This is a genomic window from Rheinheimera tilapiae, assembly GCF_042432165.1.
Lineage (GTDB): Bacteria > Pseudomonadota > Gammaproteobacteria > Enterobacterales > Alteromonadaceae > Pararheinheimera > Pararheinheimera tilapiae.
The window spans coordinates 1-23,741 of the sequence record NZ_JBHLXP010000011.1 but is presented as its reverse complement, the minus strand read 5'-3'; the positions used below and the strand labels follow the sequence as shown (position 1 = coordinate 23,741).

Genomic DNA, 23,741 nt, shown 5'->3' with positions numbered 1-23,741 from the left:
GCTTTAGTTTGCGATGACCGGCGCCGCCAATATATCCGCCACTAAATCACGATAATCAATAATCGCCGGAAATTCATCAATTTGCCGAACCGGCTGCTGACTATCCGGGTTGGCCACGGCCAATAAATGACCGATACCAAATTGCTGTGCAGCATGCAGGATCGGCAGGCTGTCGTCGACGAACAGTGTGCGTTTGGCGTCAAATCCGAGCCGGGCCTGCAGCTGTTGCCACAATTCTTGCTGTTCTTTGGTCACGCCAAATTCATGCGTTGAGATCAGTTCATCGATATAAGTCGCCAGCGGCGTCAGTTCAATTTTTAGAGACAAACTGTCAGGATGGGCGTTCGTAACCAGCACAATGCGGCGACCACTTTGCTGCAATGCCTGTAAAAAGGCTGGGGTGTCTGCGCGCATGGCGATTTTGTCGCTGATCTCGCGCTTGAGCGCGGTGATCGGTAAATTCAGCCGGCGCGTCCAGTAGTCGAGGCAATACCATTCGATCTTGCCGTGCAATACAGCATATTCAGCTTTGAGGGTGGCACGGGCCTCGGTTTCGGCAATACCGGTCAACTCACTCCAGCGTTTTGGCAAATGCTCCAGCCAAAAATGGTTATCAAAGTGCAGGTCGAGCAAGGTGCCGTCCATATCCAGTAAAACAGTGTCGATCGCCGACCAATCCAGCATAGGTTTTTCCATCTTTCCGATTTATAGTATCGCAGGCAAAGTGAAGTGCCATTGTAGCAGAGGCAAAGCTATGGCGGACAAACCGCATTCAAGGCAAAAACCGCGCATTCTGGCGCAGGACATCGTGGCGCAAAGCCGCCTGTTTAAGATTGAACAAGTGCAGTTGCAATTCAGTAACGGTGAAGAACGCTTATTTGAACGGATGCGGGGTTCTGGCCGTGGCGCTGTGATGGTGGTGGCTTGTCCGGATCCTGAACATTTTTATCTGATCCGCGAATATTGCGCCGGCACCCACGACTATCAGCTTGGTTTTCCAAAAGGCTTGATTGACCCCGGTGAAACTGCGTTGCAGGCGGCCGATCGCGAATTAAAAGAAGAAGCCGGTTTTGGCGCCAGCATGTTGCAGGAGCTGCGTGCGGTGGCGCTCGCTCCCGGATATTTTAATGCTACAATGCAAATTGTGCTGGCCACCGGCCTCTATGCCGAACGGCTGGAAGGTGATGAGCCTGAGCCACTGGAACTGGTGCTGTGGCGCTGGGATCAACTGGACGAGCTGCTGGCACAGGCGGATTTTACTGAAGCGCGCAGCGTGGCCGCCTTATTCCTGGCCCGCAAATATCTGGACAGCCACCCTGATGTTTTTAAGTAAACTGCTCGAACCGGTCAAAGCCACGGCACAACAAGCCGGAGAACGTCTCTGGCAAATGTATCTCAGTGGCGATGTGCAGACCGAAATCAAAGCCGACAGCAGTCCGGTGACATCGGCGGATCACGCCGCCAATCAAATTATTATTGAACAACTGACCGAGCTGACGCCGGATATTCCGGTGATCTCCGAAGAAAGTCATTTGGTACCGCTGACGCAGCGTCAACACTGGCCGCGTTATTGGCTGATAGATCCGATGGACGGTACTCAGGAATTTGTCGCCCGCAGTGGCGATTTTGCCGTCAGTATTGCGCTGGTTGAGCACGGCTGGCCTGCACTTGGCGTGATTTACTGGCCAAAAGAGCAAATCTGGTATTACGCCACCCGCGGTCGTGGTGCTTTTAAACAACAACGTAATCTGATCAATCATATTCAGGTCCGGCAACATAAGCAGGGAGATCCGCTGCGGATTGCGGTCAGCCGACGTCAACCGCAGCATCTGATCAGTGCTTTGCTGGCACCCACGCAACAAGCTGAGTTTATCGCGCTCGGTAGTTGCTCACTGAAAAGTTGTCTGGTTGCTGAAGGCGGGGCCGATTGTTATATGCGGCTTGGTCCGACCGGCGAATGGGACACCGGTGCAGTGCATATCATTGTGGAAGAGGCCGGTGGGCGTATTCTTGACAGTCAGTTTTTCCCGCTCAGTTACAATCAACGTGAAACCCTGGCCAATCCGGATTTTATGGTGATAGGGCAGTCCAGCGTGGCTTGGCCCGATCTTATCCAGCCACATCCGACTCCACGGCAGATAACCGACTGACTTCAGGCAAAGCAGGTTGCTGGCGTTCCAGTTGTGCATGCCAGTGACTGGCAGGCGCCGGGCGACCAAACAAATAACCCTGCATCAATGGAAACCCCAGTTTGGCGAGGAATTTGCGCTGGATATCGGTTTCCACGCCTTCCGCCACGGTCGTCAGATTCAGCGCCCGCGCCAGCTGTAGTGTGGTATGCAACACTTTTACTTGCTGACGGTGGTGTGGGATCGCCGCGACAAAACGCCGGTCGATTTTCAGCGTATCTGCCGGCATATCGACTAATTGGCTCAGTGACGCATGACCGGTACCAAAATCGTCTATGGCGATACTGAACCCATACTGGCTCAAGGCCCGCAGCCGCGTGTGCAGCGCGGCTTGTTGCGTGGCGAAATGGGTTTCGGTGATCTCCAGCTGCAGCCGTTTGGTCAGCCACGGATAATGGGCGCTTTGTGCCAGCAAGTGGGCAAAAAAGCTATCGTCGAGTAGCTCCGGCCCGGCCAGATTAATGGCGATGGGATAAAACCAGCGTTGTTGCTGCCATTGCGCCAGAATGTCGATGGCCATCTCCAGCACCAGCTGACTCAGCGCTTTGATACAGCCATGTTGTAACGCCAATTCAATAAACAGGTCCGGCGCTATCCATTGACCTTGGTGTTGCCAGCGGCACAAAGCTTCAAAGGCTTTGATCTGGCCCTCACCATTCACTTTGGGTTGTAAAAACAGCTGTAATTGGCGCTGACGGATCGCATCCTGTAAGGCATTGGCCAGCGCATAGGTTTGTTGCAGTTCTGCGGCTTGTTCTGGGGCAAACTGCACGATGGGCACATTGTTGTCGGCCTGTTCCAGCGCAATCTCGCACTGTTCTAATAAGGTGGCTGCATCGGCAGTACCTTCACTGAGGCAAAACCCCAGCTGATAACGCAATTGGACCTGCTGACTGCCAATCATCAAGGTTTCCGGCAGTTGCTGGTACATGGCTTCTGCTTGTTGCATCGGGCTGAGCGGCTCTGGCTGGACCGGTAACAGCAGGCCAAACTTGACGCCACGCAAGCGGCCGAGTAAAGCATCAGGCCGCAGCGATTGCCGGCATTGACTGGCGAATTGTTGCAACACCTGGCTGCCAAATTCATAGCCAAACTGTTGATTCAGCGTTTTGATATGACAGAGCCGGATAATCACACAGAGCTGAAATGGCCATGGTTGTGTTTTGTTCAGCCGTTCATCCGCCTGCTGGCGGAAAAAACTGGCTTTGGGTAAACAAGTTAGCCGGTCATAAAGTTGCCAGATATTCTGGTGCTGCTGATCGAGTTGTTGTTTCAGCTGATACATGGCGGTGACATCCTGCAGCTGCAAGACATGGTGATGTTGACGCGTGCGCACCATATGTTTCAGCTGTAAATGCCGGCCCGGCTGATTGCGGGCGATACAGGGTAAATCCTGCGCCAGCCAGAAAGCGCTGCCTGGGGTGTCCTGTTCCGGGAGCAGTACCTGGCTTAAATAGCCATGGTTATCCGCTTCAATTCCCAGCCACAGACAAGCTTTGGTATTGGCCTTGATAATGCGGCCATTGCTGGCGCATAACACTGTTGCTTCACCATTGTTTTCAAACAATTCGGCGTAAAAATCATGACTTTGCGACAGCTGCTTGTGGGTTTGCTGCAACTCACTGCTATGACGCTGGATCGTACGGATAATGCGCGCCGATGCCAGTGGCAGGCACAGATTAAAAAACAGGAATATTAAGCCATGCAAGTAAGCATGGGTCGATGGCAGGGAAATCGAGAAATCGAATAATGCCGGTAATGGCTGGTTGTATAACAAAAACGCAAACGGGATAAAATTCAGCAGCATCAGGCCAACCATGACCCGCAACGGAAAAAACATCAGGGCAATGGTCGGCAGCGCGTATAAAAATACAATGCCAAGCTTAGCCATTTCGAAATCAGGGTTCAGCAACACTATGGCAAGGCCGGCGCAGATCACCAGCAGTAAAAAACCAACGGCACTAAAGCCAAGCGCCGGTTTGGAGCGGCGTAACAACAGCAATAACGCCAGATAAAAGCCTGAAGTGATAGCAATGATATGGTAAGCCCCAAGTTGCCATGCTTGCCACGAGCTATGCAGACAGATCACCAGCACCAGCAATAAGCCGGACAGCACCATGATGCGGAACACGCTGAGCTGCCAGTTATCCGGGCTCGCCGTGGCTAAATCAGCGGGAGTCAATTTGAGGTAGTGACGCAAGGCGCGCAGCACAACTTAAATCCTTGCCAGATGAATATTGTATCCTGAACAGGCACAATACCAAAGTTAGCTAGCTATCAGCAACAGATTAGCAATCTGTTGCTGGATCATTCTGTAATAAATGCTGATATTGCTGTCTGGTTAACAAATCCACTGATTCATGCAGTTCTGAATACAGGATCAGCACCTGGCCCTGCTGAATTTGTTGTAATACAGCATTGGCTTTGTCGGCTAAAGACACTTCTTCATCACCATAATCGGTGCCTTCACGCAGCACATAGCTTTCGATCAGTCGTTGTAAGGTTTCGCTGTTTAGTTGCTGCCAGGGAATGAGCATCAGATCTGTTCCTGTTGAGTAGACTTCGTGCCTAGCCACTGCGGGATCACTTGTTCCAGCCAATATTCAGGTTGCCACGGTGTGCCAGACAGAAAACCGACATGACCACCATGGCGGCTCAGATGTAATTGTACTTGCGGCGGTAAGTGTTGCGGGATCACTGCCGCAGCCAGAAACGGGTCATCCAGCGCGTGGATCAGCAATAATGGACACAGCACCGCCGGCAGGAAATTTAACCCGCTGCAGCTTTGGTAATAATGTTCGGCATCGCGAAAACCATGCAAGGGGGCCGTTAAGCAGTTATCAAACTGGCGGATACTGCGAATGTTGCGGATGTCGCTTGCACTGATCGGTAGCGGAAAATCAGCATGCGCCGCCAGTTTACGTTGCATCGTCCCCTTGAGTCGGCCGAGCAGATAACGCTGATAGACCTTGCTGAAGCCCTGATTGATGCGGTCACTGCTGGGTGCCAACGCCAGCGGCGCGCACACTGCCACGGCGGCACTCAATAGATTTTGGCTACCGCTTTCGCCACAGTATTTCACCAGGACATTGCCGCCAAGCGAAAAGCCGATGGCCATTAAACGGCGTGCTGGATAGCGTTGGCGGCATTGTTGCAAAAACAGCGCAAAGTCTGCGGTGTCACCGGAGTGATAGGCACGTGGTAACTTATTCGCTACCCCATTACAACCGCGAAAATGCATCAGGACCACGCCAAAGCCTTGTTGCTGCAAGCTATGAAACATGCCACGGATATAGTGGCTGCTGATATTGCCTTCCAGCCCGTGTAACAAGATGACTAAAGGTTTGCTGCAGTCTTCGGCATCCAGACTCCAGTTCAGCTGCAGTTCGTCCCGATCCGGCAATTGCAGGATCTCTACCCGCGTATTGAGCGCACGACGCGGCGCCAGATATTTAGCCAGAATAGTTTGCAGGTGCGCGTTACGCAGGCCTAAGGCTGGTTTAAACGGGGGGAGCGGCTGATGCGCAGTTCCGGCTTGCAATTTTTAACTCCTGCTACAACAATGGTTTTTTAACTGTTCGGACCAGAATAATGCAAAGACGACAGTTTATCATGCTTGGCCTTGGTGCGGGTGTCAGCCTGAGTCTGGGCCTGACTTTATATCCGGTGCTGCAGAGCACAGAGACCAGCCGCAATGATGCCGCAACGTTGGTACTGGATGCCCTGCTACCGGTGTTGTTACAAGGCGCTTTACCAGCTGATGCAGCAGAGCAACAAGCTGCTCTGCGCCGCAGCCGCGACGCCGTGTTACAGTTTTTGCCCTATCTGCCCAGAAGCCAACAACAACAATTGCAGCAACTGTTTTTAGTGCTGCAGGAGCGGCTTGGTCAACTGGCGCTGACCGGGCACTGGTTGAGTTTGAATGAACTCCCGCTCAACAGCCGGTTGCAAATACTGACCAGCTGGCGGGACAGTTATCTCGCCACTTTGCAGCAGGCCTATCATGGTCTGCGTGAATTGTTGTTAGGCGCCTACTATGGTCAGCCACAGCATTGGCCGGCCTTACAGTATCAGCCGCTGGAGTTTAACCCTTATGAATGATCCCATTGCTGCAGGACTCGCCCGTGGCTGGTCACATATTGATGCCAGCACGCTTAGTACTGATCAGGAATTCGATACAGATGTGGTCATTATTGGCACTGGTGCCGGCGGTGGTATTGCGGCGGAGCTGCTGACGCAGGCTGGTTTTAAAGTATTAATGCTGGAGCATGGCGCTTTGTATTCCAGCAGTGATTTCCGCCAACAAGAACGTTGGGCTTATCCGCAGTTATATCAGGATGGCGCCGGTCGCAAAACATTGGATCAAGCCATTTCGATTTTGCAGGGACGCACGGTCGGTGGATCCACTACCGTGAACTGGACGACCTCGATCCGCACCCCTGGTAACACATTAAAATACTGGGAACAGGAATTTGGGCTGGATTTTGCCAGCACTGGTAGTCTGGAGCCGTTTTTAGATCTGGCGACAGGCCGGCTGAATATCCGCGAATGGGCACTGACACCGAATCATAACAACGGCATTTTACAGCGCGGTTGCCAGACCTTGGGTTGGGATTACACGGTGATCCATCGCAACGTTAAAGGTTGCGCCAATACCGGTTATTGCGGCATGGGTTGCCCGCTCAATGCCAAACAATCGATGTTGGTAACGACGATCCCGATGGCGCTGGATGCCGGTGCCACGTTGATCAGCAGGGTGTCGGCGCGTGAACTGGTGTGGCGTGGTGATCAGGTGCAGGAATTGTGGGCAGTGCCGGTTGATGCGCAGTTTCAGACCGACCCGCGGCTTAAAATCCGCATCCGTGCACGGCACTATCTGTTAGCAGGCGGCGCGATTAATAGTCCGGCGTTGTTATTGCGTTCAAAGGTGCCTGACCCTTCGGGCCGTCTGGGGAAACATACTTATCTGCATCCCAGTGTAATTTCCGGTGCATTGTTCGGCGAAACGGTACATGGGGAGAAAGGTGCGCCTCAGTCAATATATTCCGACCAGTTTGTCTGGCCAACCGAGGCACAGATTGGTTTTAAACTGGAAGTGCCGCCTTTGCATCCGGTGTTGATGGCGAGCAAATTGACCGGGATTGCCGAATCGCATGCCGACCTGATGCGGCAGTTTAATCACCTGCAAGTGGTGATTGCGCTGCTGCGTGATGGCTTTCATCCCGAAGCACAGGGCGGGGCAGTACAACTCGACAGTTTTGGTGAACCCCAACTGGATTATCCTCTGACCGACTACCTGTGGGATGGCGTACACCGGGCTTATCTGGCGATGGCTGAATTGCAGTTTGCTGCCGGAGCCAGTGCTGTCCTGCCGATCCATAACGACGCGCGTTTGTATCAGAGTTGGCCGCAAGCGAAAGCCGCGATCGCGGAACTTCCATTGCAGCGTTATCGCGCAACTTTAGCCTCAGCCCATGTGATGGGCGGCTGTAATATGAGTGCGGATCCGGCAACAGGGGTGGTCGACAGCTTCGGCCAGCATCAGCAACTGAAGAATCTGACTATTTGTGATGGCTCGATTTTGCCAAGCAGTTTAGGCGCCAATCCACAATTAACGATTTACGCGTTGAGCTGGCGGATTTGTATGGAGCTGATAAAAAAACTGTCGGTGTGAATGCTCATACCGACAGCAACATTGGCAAAGAGTTCGGGCCAAAAGGCGCGTCGGACCTGACGGGAACGTCGCGCAGTCGTACAAGTGACGAGAAAACACAGCAGGATAAAATTTGCCGCGCTACAGCGTAGCGCAGATTAATCGTTCGGGCCGGCGTGGCTAATTTTGTACATAAAATACACGGCGTAAAATGTACAAAGTCCCAACACAATTGCCAGACCAGTAAAAGAAATGAAAATGACAGGGTCATTCATAAATTCGTGCCACAGGTTCATGATGTTTGCCTCCATTGACTTGATGAAGACAGTCTAGTCAGCACCAGGCCGCCAAACCCTGATGCAGATCAAGCTTTGGCGGGGTCAAAAGGCTGTAATAGCCCCAGTTGCAACAGTGCTTGATCCAGATCAAAAGCCAGTTGCTGTTGGATAGGCGCAGGCACTTGATGGCTTTCCAGATACTGCTGACGGACTGTGGTGGCAAGCACAGTGCAGTGAGCTTGATCCGCACAGCACTGCACCAAGGCACGCTGTTCAAGTCGTTCTGCCGTTAGTTCTGTTGCCAGCAGTTGTTGTCGCAGTTGCGCCAACAATGGGTCGGTAGGCTTGTCTTTCAGCTGACGACTCAAATCACGCCGCAGCTGGCGGATTTGTTGTGTCGTCAGATGCTGTGGACTTAACCCTTGCATCAACACTGGCAGCGGCGCCAACACATGGCGCCAGGCGGTCAGTAGCAACACATTGATATTACAGTTGTATTGGTCTTGTAACGCCAGTAATTCAGTCTGCAGCAGCGGGTACAGCGCCAGACTGAACTGCCAGAACTGTTCTGCGTGATCGGTCTTCATCGGCAACTCAGTTGACCTCTTTTCGGTTAACCCCTTGTCAATTGACACCATTGGCCTGCCAGAAATTTTCCGTTTTCAGCTCGAGCTGCTCTTGGGCTTCAAACCAGGCCAGTTCCACATCGGCTAATTCACTGTTCAGCTTGGTTTGTTCGGCCAACAGTTTAGTCAGCTCAGCTTTGCGGGCTGCGTCATACAGACCAACATCGGCCAGATCGGTTTCAATAGTATTGAGCCGCGCCTGCAGTTTTTCTTGTTGCTGTTCCAGCTTTTCAATTTGCTGTTTTAGTGGCCGCAACAGGTTGCGCAAATCAGCTTCCAGCCGTTTCTGGTCTTTGCGTTGCTGCGCCACCGGCGCTTCGCCATTGGCGGGCTCGGCTTTTTGCTGCTGCAGTTTGCTGTCATTCTGCAGCCACTGATAATAGTCCTGCAAGTCGCCGGCAAAAGGCGCGACTTTGCCATGCGCCACCAGATAAAACTCATCGGTGGTCGAGGCCAGTAAATGCCGGTCGTGCGACACCACCACAATTGCGCCTTCGAAGCCTTGCAGCGCCATCACGATCGCTTCGCGCATGTCGAGGTCGAGATGGTTGGTCGGTTCATCGAGTAATAACAGGTTCGGCCGCTGATAAACCAGCAAGGCCAGTACCAGCCGGGCTTTTTCGCCGCCGGAAAAGGGACCGCACGGCGCCAGAGCTTTATCACCATGAAAACCAAAGCCACCGACAAAATCGCGCAGGCTCTGTTCGGTGGCCTGTGGTGCCAGCCGCACTAAATGTTGCAGCGGTGAATCCTGGGGGCGTAGTGTTTCCAGCTGATGCTGGGCGAAATAACCGATACTGACACCATTGGCGTACCATAAGTCACCGGCTTGGGGTGGCATAGCCCCCGATAGCAGTTTGATCAGCGTCGATTTACCGGCACCGTTCCGACCTAGCAAACCAATCCGGCTGCCGGGCAATAACTGGAAATTGATCTGCTGCAGGATGGACGTCTCGCCATAACCGGCACGAACGTTTTCCAACTTCAACAGCGGATTCGGCAACGCCCGCGGCGGTAAAAACTCAAACTGGAACGGCGAATCGACATGGGCTGGCGCCAATAAAGTCATACGTTCCAGCGCTTTAATCCGGCTTTGCGCTTGTTTCGCTTTGGTGGCCTGAGCGCGGAAACGGTCAATATAAGACTGCAGATGTGCAACTTGCCTTTGTTGTTTTTCAAACATCGACTGTTGCTGTGCCATTTGCTCAGCACGCTGGCGTTCAAACTGACTGTAGTTGCCGCGGTATAGATTCAGTTTCTGATTGTCGATATGGACGGTGTTGTTGATCACGGCATCTAGGAAATCGCGATCGTGGCTGATCAGTAATAAAGTGCCGTCAAAGTTGCTCAGGTACTTTTCCAACCAGAGTACTGCGTCTAAATCGAGGTGGTTGGTCGGCTCATCCAGTAACAACAATTCAGCGCGTTGCATCAAAGCCCGCGCCAGATTGAGCCGCATCCGCCAACCACCGGAAAATGACTTCACACTGTGTTGTTGCATCTCACCACTGAACCCAAGCCCGTCCAGTAACGTACCTGCTTTAGCTTCTGCGCGATAACCGTCCAGCGTTTCTATCTGGTGGTGCACCGCGACTAAATCGGTGTCGGCGGCAGCATGACGGACCATCAACAACAGCGGAAATAGCAGTTCATCGCCTTGCAGTACATAATCCATCGCGCTGATGTCGAGTGCCGGAGTTTCCTGCGCCACGGTGGCGATGGTCCAGCTGGCCGGAATGCTGGCGCTGCCGGCATCTGGCTGAAGTTTGCCTTGTAACATCGCAAATAGTGATGATTTGCCACAGCCATTGGCGCCGATAATGCCGACCTTTTGCCCCGGAAATACGGTAAGATCGGCGTCAAGTAATAATGCCTGCGCGCCACGGCGCAATTCGATGTTCTGAAGTTGGATCATAAAACCATACCCGTCGGAAGAGGCTGCTAATGTAATCGGAAAGGCCCGGCAAACCAAGTATTGCCGTGGTTTTCCCTCAGCGGAGACACAGAAACTGATGCAAAGCCGGAAAAAAAAGCGTTTTATCGCCGGGGCCAGCTGCCCGAAGTGCAAAGCCACCGATACCATGATGTTGTTTCTGGATAACAACGTCGAGAAGGTGGAGTGTGTGCATTGTGGTTATCAGATGGCTCAGCCAGGCGCTGCTGTCGAGAAGGCATCCCGGCCGGCTGAAACCGTGATCGGTGTCTTTAAACCAGAATAACGTTGAGCTGCCGTCGTTAATAATGTGGCGGCAGCGGTTCTTCGTCGGTGCGCAAAATACCGCTGTCACTGCTGCCCTGTAGTTTCTCAGCCAGGATCAGGACATGACGCTGTAATTTTTCGATACGGCGCTGATGCTCCAGTAACTCATTGTTTAATGCCTGTAAGGTATCTTCCTGAAAAGCCAGTTTGCTCTCCAGTTCGAACACTTGCTGCTGCAATTGCTCATGACTGTCGTGAGTGTGTGTCATGGTTTGAACTCCCAGTATTCGGCCAGACCACTCGAACTCAGGGTCAGCACCTGCCCATTATTAAGCAGGGCGACATCATACACCACTGCACCCGGTGGTTTGGCATATGGTGATGGACTGACGCTCCAATCTTTCACTCTTTGACCGGTCTGGACGTTCCAGATGCTGACGCGTTGGGATGGAGAACCGGTCAGCAGCCATTTGCCGTCACTGCTAAAGCGCGCCGTACTAAATACGCGGCCACGATCTAACTGCAACCGACTGAGCAATCGGCCTGTTTTCAACTCGATGATCTGTGCCTGTTGCAGGCTGTCTGCGCTAAATAGAAAGCGGCCTTGCGGGTCAAGAGCAACCCGGGTGACCCGGTTTGGGTGTGAAATACTTTGCAGAATTTGCGCGCTGTCGGTATCCCAGAAATAGCTATGCAGGTCGCTGCTGCCGGTTAAAGCATAACGGCCATTCGGTGATATCGCGACCGCATTGATGTTCTCACTATGGCCTTGAAACTCGAGCCGGCGCCCGCTTTTCAACGTGATATGTTGGATTTTGCCATCACTCTGACCAATCAGCAGGTGGCGGCCAAAATCTGATACGGCGATGTCGCGGATGGTAACGCCCGCCTGCATCGCCCAAAAGCCAAGGTTCTTACCATCCTGCATATCCCAAAGCGCTGCGTTACTTGGATCGGCGCTGAGCAGATATTTGCCGTCGGCACTGAATACCAGGTGTGTGACCAGGTTTTGGGTTGGATCGCCGTGACTTAAGCGGAATTTTGCCTTCGAAGTGTTGGTATCCCAAATCACAATACCAGAGGTGAGACTGCTGACCGCGAGTAACTGGCTGGTCGGGCTGATAGCGCCTGCAACTGTACCTTCCGCGCTGATCGCCTGTTGCCGGAGCAAATCTTTTGGAACTTCTGTGCAGCTTACCAGCCAAAGGCTGAGAAAAACGGCCAGATATTTAGATCTAAGTGTTAACGTCATCCGCACAAGCCTGTAGTATAGCCGTGGTTGAAGGGTAGTCCTTTCTGTTTATCACAACACAATTTTGCAGTGAAGTCTGCAGTTTATTTGGAGAGTAAAATGCGCGTAGCAACGAAGGTGTCACTGATCGCCGCCGCCCTGATTTCATTGTCGGCCTGTCAGAAAGAAGCTGCTGAACCAGCTGCACCAAAGCTTGATACCGACAGCGCTAAACAGTCTTATGCACTGGGCCTGTCTGCCGGTAAGTACCTGAACAATGCCGTTGAAGAACACAAAAAATTAAACCTGACGCTGGATGCAGCGTTGATCCTGCGCGGTGTGCAGGATGCGGCCGGCGGTGGCAAACCAGCTCTGGCTGAGGAAGAAGTTCAGAAAATCCTGACTGCACTGGATGAGCAATTCCGCAACAAACAAGCTGAAATGGCGAAAACTAAAGCTGAAGAAGCTAAAGCGAAAGGTGTTGCTTTCCTGGCAGAGAACGCCAAAAAAGCTGGTGTAACGACCACTGCATCTGGCCTGCAATATGAAGTGATCACTGCGGCAGACGGTGCTAAGCCAAAAGCTGAAGACACAGTCAAAGTGAAATACAAAGGCACGCTGACTGACGGTACTGAGTTTGATAGCACTGAGAAAAACAATAACGGCGAACCAATCGAATTCCCGTTAAACCGCGTGATCAAAGGTTGGACTGAAGGTGTTCAACTGATGGGCGTTGGTTCTAAGTTCAAGTTCACAGTGCCTTCGGAACTGGCTTACGGCGAGAATGGCATGGGTCCAATCCCAGCGAACAGCGTACTGGTATTTGAAGTTGAGCTGGTCGGTATCACTGCTCCTGAAGCAGCACCTGCAGGCGAAGCTGAAAAAAAGTAGTGATTGCGACACCCTATAAAACGCAATAAAGCCGGCAATGCCGGCTTTTTCTTTACTGCAATATCACGAATCGCATTTGGACATGCAGTTCAGGCAGAGACGCCTTGGGTATGTTTCAGAAATAAAGTCTGAATCAGTTCATCTTCCAGGCTGAAGCGTTCTTCTAACGCTTGTCCCAGCTGAGATAAATCTGCATCAAATGCACTCAGGGTCTGACCTGAGCTTTCATCAGCAAATTTGTCATTGAATTCCAGCGCCAGATCGGTCGATGCAGCAATTTTAGGACACAAAGCTTCCGCCAGTGACTTGCTGTGCGCACCATTGATCGCACATTGCGACACTATCTGGTCATAAACTTCAAAATGACCTGCCGACAAATAATCCATCAGCAACTGACAAAAATGCTGAATTTGTTGCTGTTCAGGCAACTGCTGATCGGCGTTTTGTTTGTCAAAAGGGGGTAATGCAGCGAGTTTGCAATAACAGACGATGAGTTGCTGCCGCTCTTCCAGCCAGTTATCAATCGCTGTCAGAGAGCCTCCCCATTGCTGCCGGGCACTCTGTAGCCGGTTGTACATAAGCGGTTCCTTGTAAATCTTAACCTGTCTGATATTGCTAATAAAAAGAATTCTGCAATAAAGATCAACACATTTTTTCATTGGTCGGTGCAGTCTGTGCCGTTATCATGGCATGGTTCTTCTTCTTGTTTCAAAAGGGTATACACATGTTGAAACACAGTCTGACCTTGCGCAGTGTGCCACAGGCTCATTGGTTTGTCGTGTGTCAGGGCAAGTTATGGTTGCCACAAGCGCAGATACCATTCGGCCATTGGGCCGATTTTGGTCTGTCTGAGCCAGAACAGCTGTGTCAAATTGGCGAGTGGCAGCAACATCCATGTGTCCTGGCGGTGTATCAAGACCAGTTGACTGAGCCAGAGCAGTGGCAAAACGCCCGCATGCTGCTCGTTCATCCCGAACCACACTGGTTTGAGCTGGCGGCAAGAGCCACCCAGCTGGCGTTGTTTATGCAAACTCATCGTTATTGCGGGCAGTGTGGTTGTGCGATGCGATTGGTTAGTTGGGAGCTGGCGATGTTGTGCCATCAATGTGGACATCGCACTTATCCGCGCATTTCGCCCTGTGTATTGGTGGCAATTCGCAAAGGCGACCAAATTCTGTTAGCGCGCTCAAGCCGGCATAAACCAGGATTTTTTTCAATCCTTGCTGGTTTTGTAGAGTCAGGCGAAACGCTCGAGCAGGCCGCTGTGCGGGAAGTGGCCGAAGAAGTGGGTGTTCACATTGGTAATTTACGTTATGCCGGCAGTCAACCCTGGCCATTTCCGCATTCGCTGATGATGGGTTTTTATGCAGATTATGTCAGTGGTGACATTGTTTGTCAGGAAGACGAAATTGCCGAGGCAGATTGGTTTAGACTAAATGAATTGCCTGAGATACCACCAGAACAGACGCTATCGGGTCAGATGATCCGTTATTTACAGCAAGAGTTTGATAAAGCTCAGTAAAAACACTGGTAAAACCAAATAAAAAAGCCACAATTGTGGCTTAAGTTTAAGTAGCGGGCCCGTATAATCGGGCTCTTCGTTGTAATTTTCTTCACTAGCGCGGCAGTTTTATACCAAATCGCCTGCAAGGCTGGCAAGTGTAGAAATGCAGAAAAACAGAATTATTTTCATTAAATTGCAAAGATAGTGTGCTGGCAGCGTTGCTGCTAGAATGACAGAACTCAGTATGACGGTAGAGCAAAGATGCAGCTAAAAAACGATCGGTACTTAAGAGCCCTTTTAAAACAACCAGTTGATCGCACGCCGATTTGGATGATGCGTCAGGCCGGACGTTATTTGCCAGAGTATCGCGCGACCCGCGCCCAGGCCGGTGACTTCATGTCGTTATGTAAAAATCCGGAACTGGCCTGTGAAGTCACATTGCAGCCGCTACGCCGCTACCCATTGGATGCCGCAATCCTGTTCAGTGACATACTGACTATCCCGGATGCCATGGGCATGGGCCTATACTTCGGTGAAGGCGAAGGACCGAAATTCACCAAGCAACTCAGTGACTTTATGGACGTCGTGCAACTGCCGATTCCAGATCCTGAAGTTGAATTGCGCTACGTGATGGATGCGGTACGCACTATCCGCCGCGAGCTGAATGGCGAAGTACCGTTGATCGGGTTTGCCGGCAGTCCGTGGACGCTGGCGACTTATATGCTGGAAGGCGGTAGCAGCAAAACTTTCTCAAAAATCAAAAAAATCATGTACTCAGAGCCGGAAGTTATCCATATCCTGTTGGATAAACTGGCACAGAGCGTGATCTTATATCTGAACGCCCAAATCGCCGCCGGTGCACAGGCCGTGATGATTTTTGATACCTGGGGCGGGGTACTGACACCTAATTCTTATCGTGAATATTCTTTAAGTTACATGCAGCAAATCGTCGACGGGCTGACACGTAATGTCGATGGCACGCCAGTACCAGTGACGTTATTCACCAAAAACGGTGGCTTGTGGCTGGAAGAAATTGCCGCAACTGGCTGTGATGCGGTTGGTCTGGACTGGACTGTCGATATTCGTTCAGCTCGTCAGCGGATCGGTGACAAAGTGGCATTGCAGGGCAATATGGACCCGGCGTTTTTGCTGGGCACACCAGAGCGCATGCGCTTAGAAGTGCAGGCAATTCTGGACGGATACGGCCAGGGTTCCGGTCATGTCTTTAATCTGGGGCACGGCATCACACCAGATGTTGATCCGGAAAAAGTTAAATTTTTTATTGAAGCTGTGCAGTCTTTCAGCCGCACTTATCACCTCGATAACAATATCTAAGCGATTGTAGATAAAGAGAAAAGCCAGTCAGTCGACTGGCTTTTTGCTTTTTGTCGCTGCAAATTCCCTGCCTTTATCACCGCGTGTTTTTCATCATCTCAGCAAAGTTGTTTGCATATCGATAAATTACGATATATAGTTCGTTTTATCGCGATATACGGATATGGACAGATGAGCTCAACTGAAATCGACGACATGATCAAAGCGCTGTCACACCCGGTGCGGCGAGACATTCTGCATTGGCTAAAGCAACCGGAGTTGTATTTTGCCGATCAGGAACACCCGCTGTCGTTGGGGGTGTGTGCCGGTAAAATTGATCAAAAAACCGGATTGTCGCAATCGACAGTCTCGGCTCATCTGGCCACTTTGCAACGCGCTGGTTTTATCAGCAGCCGCAAAGTGGGGCAGTGGAATTTTTTCTCCCGCAACGAGGCTGCCATTGCTGAATTTCTAGCCCGCTTGCAACAACAGCTTTAACGGAGCAACCATGCCTACTCTTTTTGACCCACTGCAGCTGGGTGATATCACGCTGCAAAACCGAATTGTGATGGCTCCATTGACGCGCTGTCGCGCCGACGAAGGCCGTGTGCCAAATGCGTTGATGGCTGAATATTATCTGCAGCGTGCCAGTGCCGGTCTGATTTTAACCGAAGCCACTTCAGTCAACGCCATGGGCGTTGGCTATCCGGACACTCCGGGGATTTGGTCTGAGGCTCAGGTTGCCGGCTGGCGACTGGTCACGGATGCTGTGCATAGCGCCGGCAGCCGGATCTTCCTGCAGCTGTGGCATGTTGGCCGAGTCTCGGCGCCGCTTTATCTTGATGGCGCGACACCAGTAGCGCCTAGTGCTGTGCGTCCGTCCGGCCACGTCAGTTTAGTGCGGCCGCTGCAGGATTTTGTCACACCACGTGCGTTGAGTCTCGACGAAATAGCTACCACAATCGCTGACTACCGCCAGGCGGCTATCAATGCTAAAGCTGCTGGTTTTGATGGTGTGCATATTCACGGCGCCAACGGTTATTTGCTTGACCAGTTCCTGCAGGACAGTACCAATCTACGCGATGATCAATATGGTGGTTCGCTTGAAAACCGCGCGCGGTTTTTGCTTGAAGTGACAGATGCCTGTATTGACGTTTGGGGCGCCGGCCGAGTCGGCGTGCATCTGGCGCCAAGAATGGATGCCCATGACATGGCTGACAGCAATCCAACGGCAACTTTTGGTTATGTTGCTACTGAGCTGGGCAAACGTCATATCGCTTTTATCTCGACGCGTGAGCATGCGGCTGCAGACAGTTTGACCCCGATGCTCAAGCAGCTGTTTGGCGGTGTAGTGATTGCCAATGAACGGTTTGACAAAGTGACCGCCAATCAGTGGTTAGCAGAGGGTAAAGCGGATGCAATTGCATTTGGCATCCCGTTTATCGCTAACCCGGATCTGCCGGCGCGGCTTGCTACAGATGCGTCACTGAATCCACCACGTAAAGAACTGTTTTACGGTAAAGGCCCGGTCGGTTACACCGACTATCCGACGCTGTAACTAGCATTGCGTAAAAGAAAACGCCGGCAGTAGCCGGCGTTTTGCTATGCGGAACAGTCCAATCAGAACAAACGGTTTAAGCCATTCATTGCTGCGACCCGATAAGCTTCGGCCATCGTTGGGTAGTTGAACGTGGTGTGGACAAAATACTCGACATTATTGCCGCCATTTTTCTGCATCATAATGGCCTGGCCGATATGGACAATCTCTGCCGCACGCTCACCAAAACAATGAATACCCAGAATTTCTTTGGTATCGCGGTGGAACAAGAGTTTTAGGCTGCCGACACTGGTGTTGGCGATCTGCGCCCGCGCCAGATGTTTAAACTGGGCGCGGCCTACTTCATAAGGGATCCGTGCCGCAGTGAGCTGTTGTTCGGTTTTACCGACTGAACTCATTTCCGGAATGGTGTAAATGCCTACCGGAATATCGTCGATCAGTCGGGTGTCACAGTGACCGTGAATAATCGAGTTGCCGGCGATGCGGCCCTGATCATAAGCCGCACTGGCCAGACTCGGATAGCCGATCACATCACCGACCGCATAGATATTGTCGACGGTGGTCTGATAGTTTTCATTCACTTTAAGCTGGCCACGGCTATCCGCTTTCAGGCCAACCGCCTCCAGATTCAGTGCATCGGTATTGCCAGTACGACCGTTGGCAAACAGAATACAGTCGGCTTTCATTTTTTTGCCTGATTGCAGATGCAAAATGACGCCGTCATCCAAGCCTTCAATCGACTCAAATTCCTCACCATGGCGAATAGTCACACCGGAATTCCAGAAGTGGTAACTCAAGGCATCCGAAATCTCAGCGTCCATAAAAGACAACAATCGATCGCGGGTATTGACCAAATCAACCCGCACGCCTAAACCGCGGAAAATCGATGCGTATTCACAGCCGATCACGCCAGCACCAAAGATGATGATATGACGTGGATCTTCGCTCAGCGATAAAATGGTGTCGCTGTCAAATATGTGCGGGTGGTTAAAATCGACGTTAGCCGGACGGTAAGGCCGTGAGCCTACCGCTAAGACGATGGTCTGTGCGCTGATCACTCGCTCCGGGCCAGTCGGCGGCACTATTTTTATATGATGCTTGTCGACAAAAGAGGCGTCGCCGGCAAAAACTTCTACCCGGTTGCGGTCGTAAAAACTGCTGCGTAGCCGCACTTGTTTGCGGATCACACCAGCTGCATGCTTCAGGATTTGCGGGAAGGTCAAATTGGATGATTGATTATCCATCTGAAATAAAGGGTTATCATTGTATTCGATAAAGCGGCTGACTGAGTGGCGTAATGCTTTGGAAGGAATGGTACCCCAGTGTGTGCAACCACCGCCGACCTGGGTATGACGTTCTACCACCGCGACCTTTTTGCCGCTTTTGGCAAGATTCATCGCGGCACCTTCGCCACCTGGACCTGTGCCGATGATGATTGCGTCGTAGTCGAATTGTTCTTGCGTGTGAGTTGTAGACTTTTTATTGGACACCTGGATTTCCGCCTGTTACCTGCTCGCGATGCGATGATAATAGCAGCTGAAATTCAGGGAACAGAAGTAGAAAAGCCGACTTCTGTCGGCTTTTCTACTTATTTTACCTGAGCTTAGGCATATTGACTGATAAACAACTGCCATTGACGCTGCTGTAGCTGCCAGTTTTGCTTTAACTCAGCGCAGTGTTTGCCCAAATCAAAGTCGTTATAACTTTGCATAAGCTGGTCTTTTTTCTGCTGAAAACCGGCTTTCTTCTGCTGCAATAGCTGCTTCTGTGAGTCGTAGTAAGCCTGCATCCGCTCGACCAATAACGCATACTCATGTTCCATTTTCTGCAACAACTGTTCAGCATCCGGTAGTTGCAATTGGATAGCCCGCGCTTGCGCCCGTTTCAGCTGCATCAGTGCTTTGGCTTTGACGATTTTATCTTCCGGGCACACTTTTAGATTGCGGGTCAGCCCGATAAACGAGCAGCCTTTAATCAACCACTTGGTTGGATCAAAATGCCACCAACGGATACCATTGCGGTAATCGAATTCAAAAATATGGTGGAAATTATGATATCCCTCACCATAAGTGACGAACGCCAGCCAGCCGTTGTCGCGGGCAGTATTCTGATCAGTGTATGGCTGTTTACCCCAAATGTGCGCCAACGAATTGATAAAGAAAGTGAAGTGATGGCTCAGTACCAGGCGCAGCACGCCAACACTCAATAACATGCCAACAATGCTGCCGGTCAGTACGCCCAACAATAATGGAATGCCGAAGTTGGTCAGCACGGTCAGCAACAGGTAGTTTTTGTGCTGCCACATCACGATTTTGTTGTTTTGCAGGTCACGCACGTTGCTGTAATCATGGTAACGCTGTGCCTGATATTCACGCAGCATCCAGCCGATGTGGCTGTACCAAAAGCCTTTTTTAGCGGAATAGGGGTCTTTGTCATTCTGATCGACAAATTTGTGATGCACCCGATGATCGGAAGACCAGTGCAATGCACTGTTTTGGAGAGCAAATGCACCACCAATGGCGAAAAACCATTGCAGCAGTGGATGCGCATCATAAGTCTTATGTGCCCACAAACGATGATATCCGGCCGTGATCGACATGCCGCAATACCCCAGACAAAGAATCGTAGCGATGATTTCGGTCCAGCTGAAACCAACCAGCACGGCATAGACCGGTACACCGATCGCGGCGACCGCAAAGGTCAGACTGAATAACAGCACGTTGGTCCAGATAATGGGTTCTTTTTCCATGATGGGTACTTTTAGCTTACAACTGTAAGCTAATTTTACTGTGCATTGAGGCGCGGTCAAGGTATAAAATGGTGTTTTACCGTATCAGTTAACAGGTAACACCAGTGTCGAGAGCCCAGCAAAAAGAAAAAACCCGCCGCGCTATTATTGATGCCGCTTTTGCCCAGTTAAGCCCTGATAAAGGTTTTTCCAGCCTGAGCTTGCGTGAAGTGGCAAGGGAAGCCGGTATCGCACCGACGTCGTTTTACCGGCATTTTGCTGATATGGATGAACTAGGATTAACGCTGGTTGATGAAGCAGGGTTAATGCTGCGACAGCTATTGCGGCAGGCACGGAATCGTATCGAAAAAAACGGTAGCGTGATCCGGACGTCAATCGAGACTTTTATGGAATTTGTGGTTGGAAACAGCAATGTGTTCCGGCTGTTATTGCGTGAGCGTTCTGGCACTTCGGCGGCATTCCGCCGCGCTGTGGCAAGAGAGATCCAGCATTTCTGTGCTGAATTGGCGGATTACCTGCGAAAAGAAACTGCCTGTCCGGACGAATATGCCCAGATGCAGGCCGAAGCGATGGTGACATTGGTGTTCCACGCAGGCGCCGATGCACTCGACGCCAGTCCGGAAACCCGGATACAGATTACTTTGCGGACCATAGTGCAGTTACGTTGGTTGGCACACGGTGCGGCCGGTTATGGTCGCCGGCCAAAAGACTGACTTTCGTTACGAAGTTTTTCGCCGCAACCAGACGCCGGACTCCATATGATGGGTGTACGGGAACTGATCAAAGAACGCGAATTGTAGAACTTCGTGGGTCTGAGTCAGTGTTTGCAGGTTATCTGCCAACGTCGCCGGATTGCAGGAAATGTACAGGATGTCATCAAAGCGGCTGACCAGTTGCACTGTAGCCAGGTCCAGACCGGCTCGCGGCGGGTCGACTAAGATAGTATTCAGCGCCAGCCCCGTTAAATCGATATGTTTTAATGCATTGCCCTGCGCCAGCGCGGCACTGACATCTTCGGCCGACATGGCCAGTACCTGCACATTATTTATCTGATTTTGCCGGATATTTAGTTCTGCTGATTTAATCGATACTTTCGATAATTCAGTCGCGACGACCTGACGGAAATAGGGTGCCAGCGCCAACGAAAAATTACCATTACCGCAGTAGAGTTCCAGTAAATCGCCACTGAGCTGTTTGCTGATCTGGCAAGCCCAGCTCAGCATCTGTTGATTCACAGCAGCATTGGGCTGACTGAAACTGTTTTCCACCTGTTGATAACTGATCTGCCGATTTTCAATGTGCAGTTGCTCGGTAATAAAATCGCGGTCGATCAGGATCTTCTGTTTTCGTGCCCGACCGATGAAATCAAGCGGGTGGTCGGTACACAGCTCCGCTTTGAGCTGTCGGACTTCGTCTGCCCATTCTACCGGGACCGGCTTTTTGTAAATCAGTGAGACCAGCAATTCCCCACTTAGACCTGACAGATAATCGATTTGATATAGGCGGTTACGTAGTAAGGGGCGACGTTTTATCGCCTCTATTAGCCGCGGCATAAAATCGGCGATGGTTTTGATTGCCACCGGGAAATAATCAATGCGGTGGCGTGTTTTGGTCTGTGGGTCAAACATGATGTGGTACAGATCATCACCTTCATGCCAGACGCGGAATTCAGCGCGACAACGGTAATGTTGTGGTGCTGAGGCAAATACCTGCGGTTGCGGCATGGCAAAAGCACTGAACAGCTGACGGACGTCGTTGGCTTTGTCGGCCAGTAGTTGTGCATATTGCGTCGGATAAACCTGACCTGGTTGCATGATGTGGTCTCAGAACAAAAGGGCCGCACATTTTAGAGACTTTTTGCATAGAATCCAAATACCGTTGTCTGTGCTGTTGTCATAACGTGGCTTCTGGCAAAATAAGCGCCGCAGATAGCAGGAGTTAGCATGCGGATTGGATTTATCGACAGCGGTGTTGGCGGGCTCAGTATTTTGGCTGCGGTTCGTGCCAAAGTGCCAGCCAGCTATATATATGTAATGGATAACTTCTATCTGCCATATGGCGAGAAATCCGAATCCTTTATTCAGTCGCGGCTGGCACAGTTGTCCGCTTTGTTGCTGGAGAAAGGGGCTGATTTGATTGTCATTGCATGTAATACCGCAACGACGCAGGCGGTTGCCTCTTTACGGACCCAATTCAGCGTGCCTTTTGTTGGTACAGTTCCAGCAATAAAACCTGCGGCAGCACAATTTTGTCAACAAGGTTTCACTGTACTAGCGACGCCGGCTACTTGCCGTAGTGATTATCTTAAAGGACTGATAGCAGAGTTCGCCTCAGCTTGTACTGTGAGAACCGCTGGGTCCAGTGAGCTGGTGCGGCTGGCTGAGCAGAAGGTCTGGTATCGGCAGAATATACAGGTGCAGGTTGAGGCAGAACTGAAAGCGTTGGATATGTTGTCAGTACCCCCAGTGGCGTTGGTGCTGGGATGTACTCATTTCCCTTTCCTGGCAACCGAACTCAGTCATTGTCTACCGCAAACCACATTACTTGATACCGCAGATGCCATTGCTCGACGAGTGATTACCTTAATCGGGCGTTTACCCGCGATATCAGGTCAGTCTGATGATTACCACCACTTATATATAAGTAGTGGTGTACTTGATGCACAACAGAGACAACGAGTGGCAGAACTCGGTTTTGACCAATACGAGTATTGGTCAAAACCTGCATTAACAGATTAGCTATTCATCACTGTCGTCATTATCCTGCCGTTCTTTTGCTTCACGCACTTTTAGTGTACGACCTTCGTACTCAAAGTCGTTGAGTTTCTGAATCACTTTGCTGGCGTCCTTTGCTGCGACTTCAACAAAACCAAAACCACGGCGGCGACCAGTTTGGCGATCTTTCATCAACCGGACATTGATTACTGCGCCGGATTGTTGGAACAGCTCCCTTACAGCCTCTTCATTTGCTTTATACGGCAGATTACCTACATAAAGCGTAACCGAAGGACCAGATGCGGTCACGGTGACTGTTTTAGGCGCTGAAGTTGTGCCTGCAGATTCTAATGGCTTCAGTTCCACCAGTACCGGTACCAGAATACCGGCCAGCACTACACCAAGAGTAACTGCAACGGCGGTATTGAGCACCAGACTGCTTAAGACAAAGCTGAAAACAAGGTAAGTGATAATAGCGAGTGCCAGGGTAAATGGCAGGGAAGATCTTAAACTTGGCAACATATGAATTTCCTGATTCTGCAAAAGGTAAGTAAATACAAAGAAAGCTTTCTACTTATAGTAGTCAATCAGCATCTTAACCAGTAGTTCGCAGGAAGCCAAGCAACTAAGCGGTTGTAAAATGGATGTTTTTGTGCGGAAAATACACGTTTTGCGGCTTATTTGTCCGAACGATCGCAAAAGCGTAACTTTTCTCAAATTTAGTCTTGCGCGAGATTTAAAACGACCTATAATGCGCGCCATGCCGACGGGGTGAAGCGAAACGCAGAACGCCGGGTGAGTTTGAAAAGTGAAAAATAGTCGATAAAAAGACGC

The 23,741-nt window shown here is 51.1% G+C and carries 26 protein-coding genes; 12 read left to right on the top strand and 14 right to left on the bottom strand.

Annotated elements, in window-relative coordinates:
- Positions 1–3: 3 nt before the first annotated feature.
- Positions 4–684, bottom strand: coding sequence for a GMP/IMP nucleotidase (gene yrfG / locus ACFFJP_RS20540; protein WP_377248721.1), 681 nt, complete (start codon positions 682–684; stop codon positions 4–6).
- Positions 685–754: 70 nt separating this feature from the next.
- Here yrfG and nudE point away from each other — a divergent pair, with 70 nt between their 5' ends.
- A complete protein-coding gene (nudE, locus tag ACFFJP_RS20535; RefSeq protein ID WP_377248718.1) occupies positions 755–1,333 on the top strand; it encodes an ADP compounds hydrolase NudE in 579 nt (192 codons plus the stop codon).
- Positions 1,320–2,150 (top strand): 3'(2'),5'-bisphosphate nucleotidase CysQ, encoded by an 831-nt coding sequence (gene cysQ / locus ACFFJP_RS20530; RefSeq protein WP_377248715.1) that lies wholly within the window; start codon positions 1,320–1,322, stop codon positions 2,148–2,150. Before nudE ends, cysQ begins: the two co-directional genes overlap by 14 nt.
- Here the strand turns inward: cysQ and ACFFJP_RS20525 are convergent.
- The 3 genes from ACFFJP_RS20525 to ACFFJP_RS20515 all read right to left on the bottom strand — a co-directional run bounded on the left by ACFFJP_RS20525 (position 2,110) and on the right by ACFFJP_RS20515 (position 5,730).
- Complete coding sequence (locus tag ACFFJP_RS20525) at positions 2,110–4,401, bottom strand: putative bifunctional diguanylate cyclase/phosphodiesterase (RefSeq protein ID WP_377248712.1); 2,292 nt, start codon at positions 4,399–4,401, stop codon at positions 2,110–2,112. The two genes, cysQ and ACFFJP_RS20525, sit on opposite strands and share 41 nt — an antisense overlap.
- Positions 4,402–4,477: 76 nt before the next feature.
- On the bottom strand, positions 4,478–4,726 hold the full coding sequence (locus ACFFJP_RS20520; RefSeq protein WP_377248709.1) for a YheU family protein: 249 nt from the start codon (positions 4,724–4,726) through the stop codon (positions 4,478–4,480).
- Complete coding sequence (locus tag ACFFJP_RS20515) at positions 4,726–5,730, bottom strand: hydrolase (protein ID WP_377248706.1); 1,005 nt, start codon at positions 5,728–5,730, stop codon at positions 4,726–4,728. Before ACFFJP_RS20515 ends, ACFFJP_RS20520 begins: the two co-directional genes overlap by 1 nt.
- A 50-nt stretch (positions 5,731–5,780) precedes the next feature.
- On the opposite strand from ACFFJP_RS20515, the gene ACFFJP_RS20510 reads away from it, so the two are divergent.
- The gene (locus ACFFJP_RS20510; RefSeq protein WP_377248703.1) at positions 5,781–6,290 is read left to right on the top strand and encodes a hypothetical protein; all 510 of its coding nucleotides are present in this window, start codon (positions 5,781–5,783) and stop codon (positions 6,288–6,290) included.
- A complete protein-coding gene (locus ACFFJP_RS20505; RefSeq protein ID WP_377248700.1) occupies positions 6,283–7,863 on the top strand; it encodes a GMC family oxidoreductase in 1,581 nt (526 codons plus the stop codon). Before ACFFJP_RS20510 ends, ACFFJP_RS20505 begins: the two co-directional genes overlap by 8 nt.
- Before the next feature lie 137 nt (positions 7,864–8,000).
- On the opposite strand, the gene ACFFJP_RS20500 is transcribed toward ACFFJP_RS20505, so the two are convergent.
- The 3 genes from ACFFJP_RS20500 to ACFFJP_RS20490 all read right to left on the bottom strand — a co-directional run bounded on the left by ACFFJP_RS20500 (position 8,001) and on the right by ACFFJP_RS20490 (position 10,661).
- On the bottom strand, positions 8,001–8,117 hold the full coding sequence (locus ACFFJP_RS20500) for a DUF3149 domain-containing protein (RefSeq protein ID WP_377249179.1): 117 nt from the start codon (positions 8,115–8,117) through the stop codon (positions 8,001–8,003).
- An 89-nt stretch (positions 8,118–8,206) separates the two neighbouring features.
- Positions 8,207–8,707 carry a DUF2390 domain-containing protein gene (locus ACFFJP_RS20495; protein WP_377248697.1) on the bottom strand — a complete coding sequence of 167 codons (501 nt, stop codon included), beginning with the start codon at positions 8,705–8,707 and terminating at the stop codon, positions 8,207–8,209.
- Positions 8,708–8,744: 37 nt separating this feature from the next.
- Entirely contained in the window at positions 8,745–10,661 is a 1,917-nt protein-coding gene (locus ACFFJP_RS20490) for an ATP-binding cassette domain-containing protein (RefSeq protein ID WP_377248694.1), read from the bottom strand.
- 97 nt (positions 10,662–10,758) lie between these two features.
- Here ACFFJP_RS20490 and ACFFJP_RS20485 point away from each other — a divergent pair, with 97 nt between their 5' ends.
- Entirely contained in the window at positions 10,759–10,965 is a 207-nt protein-coding gene (locus tag ACFFJP_RS20485; RefSeq protein WP_377248691.1) for a YheV family putative zinc ribbon protein, read from the top strand.
- A 16-nt stretch (positions 10,966–10,981) separates the two neighbouring features.
- On the opposite strand, the gene ACFFJP_RS20480 is transcribed toward ACFFJP_RS20485, so the two are convergent.
- Positions 10,982–11,215: a SlyX family protein gene (locus ACFFJP_RS20480; RefSeq protein WP_377248688.1), complete on the bottom strand. Its 234-nt coding sequence runs from the start codon at positions 11,213–11,215 to the stop codon at positions 10,982–10,984.
- Complete coding sequence (locus ACFFJP_RS20475; protein WP_377248685.1) at positions 11,212–12,198, bottom strand: WD40 repeat domain-containing protein; 987 nt, start codon at positions 12,196–12,198, stop codon at positions 11,212–11,214. Before ACFFJP_RS20475 ends, ACFFJP_RS20480 begins: the two co-directional genes overlap by 4 nt.
- A gap of 99 nt (positions 12,199–12,297) precedes the next feature.
- Between ACFFJP_RS20475 and bamJ the strand changes: the two genes are divergently transcribed.
- Positions 12,298–13,068 carry a BamJ family beta-barrel-assembly machinery protein gene (bamJ, locus tag ACFFJP_RS20470; protein ID WP_377248682.1) on the top strand — a complete coding sequence of 257 codons (771 nt, stop codon included), beginning with the start codon at positions 12,298–12,300 and terminating at the stop codon, positions 13,066–13,068.
- A gap of 89 nt (positions 13,069–13,157) precedes the next feature.
- Here bamJ and rsd read toward each other — a convergent pair whose 3' ends face one another.
- A complete protein-coding gene (rsd, locus tag ACFFJP_RS20465) occupies positions 13,158–13,646 on the bottom strand; it encodes a sigma D regulator (RefSeq protein WP_377248679.1) in 489 nt (162 codons plus the stop codon).
- Between the two features lie 146 nt (positions 13,647–13,792).
- On the opposite strand from rsd, the gene nudC reads away from it, so the two are divergent.
- The 4 genes from nudC to ACFFJP_RS20445 all read left to right on the top strand — a co-directional run bounded on the left by nudC (position 13,793) and on the right by ACFFJP_RS20445 (position 17,444).
- Entirely contained in the window at positions 13,793–14,590 is a 798-nt protein-coding gene (nudC, locus tag ACFFJP_RS20460) for an NAD(+) diphosphatase (RefSeq protein WP_377248676.1), read from the top strand.
- A 243-nt stretch (positions 14,591–14,833) separates the two neighbouring features.
- Positions 14,834–15,907 carry a uroporphyrinogen decarboxylase gene (gene hemE, locus ACFFJP_RS20455; protein WP_377248673.1) on the top strand — a complete coding sequence of 358 codons (1,074 nt, stop codon included), beginning with the start codon at positions 14,834–14,836 and terminating at the stop codon, positions 15,905–15,907.
- Positions 15,908–16,078: 171 nt separating this feature from the next.
- Complete coding sequence (locus tag ACFFJP_RS20450) at positions 16,079–16,384, top strand: ArsR/SmtB family transcription factor (protein ID WP_377248670.1); 306 nt, start codon at positions 16,079–16,081, stop codon at positions 16,382–16,384.
- 10 nt (positions 16,385–16,394) lie between these two features.
- On the top strand, positions 16,395–17,444 hold the full coding sequence (locus ACFFJP_RS20445) for an alkene reductase (RefSeq protein WP_377248667.1): 1,050 nt from the start codon (positions 16,395–16,397) through the stop codon (positions 17,442–17,444).
- Between the two features lie 62 nt (positions 17,445–17,506).
- Here the strand turns inward: ACFFJP_RS20445 and sthA are convergent, their stop codons facing one another.
- A complete protein-coding gene (gene sthA, locus ACFFJP_RS20440) occupies positions 17,507–18,934 on the bottom strand; it encodes a Si-specific NAD(P)(+) transhydrogenase (RefSeq protein WP_377248664.1) in 1,428 nt (475 codons plus the stop codon).
- A gap of 113 nt (positions 18,935–19,047) precedes the next feature.
- Positions 19,048–20,193, bottom strand: coding sequence for an acyl-CoA desaturase (locus ACFFJP_RS20435; RefSeq protein WP_377248661.1), 1,146 nt, complete (start codon positions 20,191–20,193; stop codon positions 19,048–19,050).
- Between the two features lie 104 nt (positions 20,194–20,297).
- On the opposite strand from ACFFJP_RS20435, the gene fabR reads away from it, so the two are divergent.
- Positions 20,298–20,906 carry an HTH-type transcriptional repressor FabR gene (fabR, locus tag ACFFJP_RS20430; protein WP_377248658.1) on the top strand — a complete coding sequence of 203 codons (609 nt, stop codon included), beginning with the start codon at positions 20,298–20,300 and terminating at the stop codon, positions 20,904–20,906.
- Between the two features lie 6 nt (positions 20,907–20,912).
- Here fabR and trmA read toward each other — a convergent pair whose 3' ends face one another.
- On the bottom strand, positions 20,913–22,007 hold the full coding sequence (gene trmA, locus ACFFJP_RS20425; protein WP_377248655.1) for a tRNA (uridine(54)-C5)-methyltransferase TrmA: 1,095 nt from the start codon (positions 22,005–22,007) through the stop codon (positions 20,913–20,915).
- A gap of 129 nt (positions 22,008–22,136) precedes the next feature.
- Here trmA and murI point away from each other — a divergent pair, with 129 nt between their 5' ends.
- Positions 22,137–22,931: a glutamate racemase gene (gene murI, locus ACFFJP_RS20420; RefSeq protein WP_377248652.1), complete on the top strand. Its 795-nt coding sequence runs from the start codon at positions 22,137–22,139 to the stop codon at positions 22,929–22,931.
- Here the strand turns inward: murI and ACFFJP_RS20415 are convergent, their stop codons facing one another.
- On the bottom strand, positions 22,932–23,429 hold the full coding sequence (locus tag ACFFJP_RS20415) for an RNA recognition motif domain-containing protein (RefSeq protein ID WP_377248649.1): 498 nt from the start codon (positions 23,427–23,429) through the stop codon (positions 22,932–22,934). It abuts the gene before it with no gap.
- Between the last annotated feature and the right edge of the window lie 312 nt (positions 23,430–23,741).

What these genes read in the sequence shown, in the direction of transcription:
- yrfG (WP_377248721.1), bottom strand. Translation starts at nt 684, where the DNA reads ATGCTGGATTGGTCGGCGATCGACACTGTTTTACTGGATATGGACGGC.
- nudE (WP_377248718.1), top strand. Translation starts at nt 755, where the DNA reads ATGGCGGACAAACCGCATTCAAGGCAAAAACCGCGCATTCTGGCGCAG.
- cysQ (WP_377248715.1), top strand. Translation starts at nt 1,320, where the DNA reads ATGTTTTTAAGTAAACTGCTCGAACCGGTCAAAGCCACGGCACAACAA.
- ACFFJP_RS20520 (WP_377248709.1), bottom strand. Translation starts at nt 4,726, where the DNA reads ATGCTCATTCCCTGGCAGCAACTAAACAGCGAAACCTTACAACGACTG.
- ACFFJP_RS20510 (WP_377248703.1), top strand. Translation starts at nt 5,781, where the DNA reads ATGCAAAGACGACAGTTTATCATGCTTGGCCTTGGTGCGGGTGTCAGC.
- ACFFJP_RS20505 (WP_377248700.1), top strand. Translation starts at nt 6,283, where the DNA reads ATGAATGATCCCATTGCTGCAGGACTCGCCCGTGGCTGGTCACATATT.
- ACFFJP_RS20500 (WP_377249179.1), bottom strand. Translation starts at nt 8,117, where the DNA reads ATGAATGACCCTGTCATTTTCATTTCTTTTACTGGTCTGGCAATTGTG.
- ACFFJP_RS20495 (WP_377248697.1), bottom strand. Translation starts at nt 8,707, where the DNA reads ATGAAGACCGATCACGCAGAACAGTTCTGGCAGTTCAGTCTGGCGCTG.
- ACFFJP_RS20490 (WP_377248694.1), bottom strand. Translation starts at nt 10,661, where the DNA reads ATGATCCAACTTCAGAACATCGAATTGCGCCGTGGCGCGCAGGCATTA.
- ACFFJP_RS20485 (WP_377248691.1), top strand. Translation starts at nt 10,759, where the DNA reads ATGCAAAGCCGGAAAAAAAAGCGTTTTATCGCCGGGGCCAGCTGCCCG.
- ACFFJP_RS20480 (WP_377248688.1), bottom strand. Translation starts at nt 11,215, where the DNA reads ATGACACACACTCACGACAGTCATGAGCAATTGCAGCAGCAAGTGTTC.
- ACFFJP_RS20475 (WP_377248685.1), bottom strand. Translation starts at nt 12,198, where the DNA reads ATGACGTTAACACTTAGATCTAAATATCTGGCCGTTTTTCTCAGCCTT.
- bamJ (WP_377248682.1), top strand. Translation starts at nt 12,298, where the DNA reads ATGCGCGTAGCAACGAAGGTGTCACTGATCGCCGCCGCCCTGATTTCA.
- rsd (WP_377248679.1), bottom strand. Translation starts at nt 13,646, where the DNA reads ATGTACAACCGGCTACAGAGTGCCCGGCAGCAATGGGGAGGCTCTCTG.
- nudC (WP_377248676.1), top strand. Translation starts at nt 13,793, where the DNA reads ATGTTGAAACACAGTCTGACCTTGCGCAGTGTGCCACAGGCTCATTGG.
- hemE (WP_377248673.1), top strand. Translation starts at nt 14,834, where the DNA reads ATGCAGCTAAAAAACGATCGGTACTTAAGAGCCCTTTTAAAACAACCA.
- ACFFJP_RS20450 (WP_377248670.1), top strand. Translation starts at nt 16,079, where the DNA reads ATGAGCTCAACTGAAATCGACGACATGATCAAAGCGCTGTCACACCCG.
- ACFFJP_RS20445 (WP_377248667.1), top strand. Translation starts at nt 16,395, where the DNA reads ATGCCTACTCTTTTTGACCCACTGCAGCTGGGTGATATCACGCTGCAA.
- ACFFJP_RS20435 (WP_377248661.1), bottom strand. Translation starts at nt 20,193, where the DNA reads ATGGAAAAAGAACCCATTATCTGGACCAACGTGCTGTTATTCAGTCTG.
- trmA (WP_377248655.1), bottom strand. Translation starts at nt 22,007, where the DNA reads ATGCAACCAGGTCAGGTTTATCCGACGCAATATGCACAACTACTGGCC.
- murI (WP_377248652.1), top strand. Translation starts at nt 22,137, where the DNA reads ATGCGGATTGGATTTATCGACAGCGGTGTTGGCGGGCTCAGTATTTTG.
- ACFFJP_RS20415 (WP_377248649.1), bottom strand. Translation starts at nt 23,429, where the DNA reads ATGTTGCCAAGTTTAAGATCTTCCCTGCCATTTACCCTGGCACTCGCT.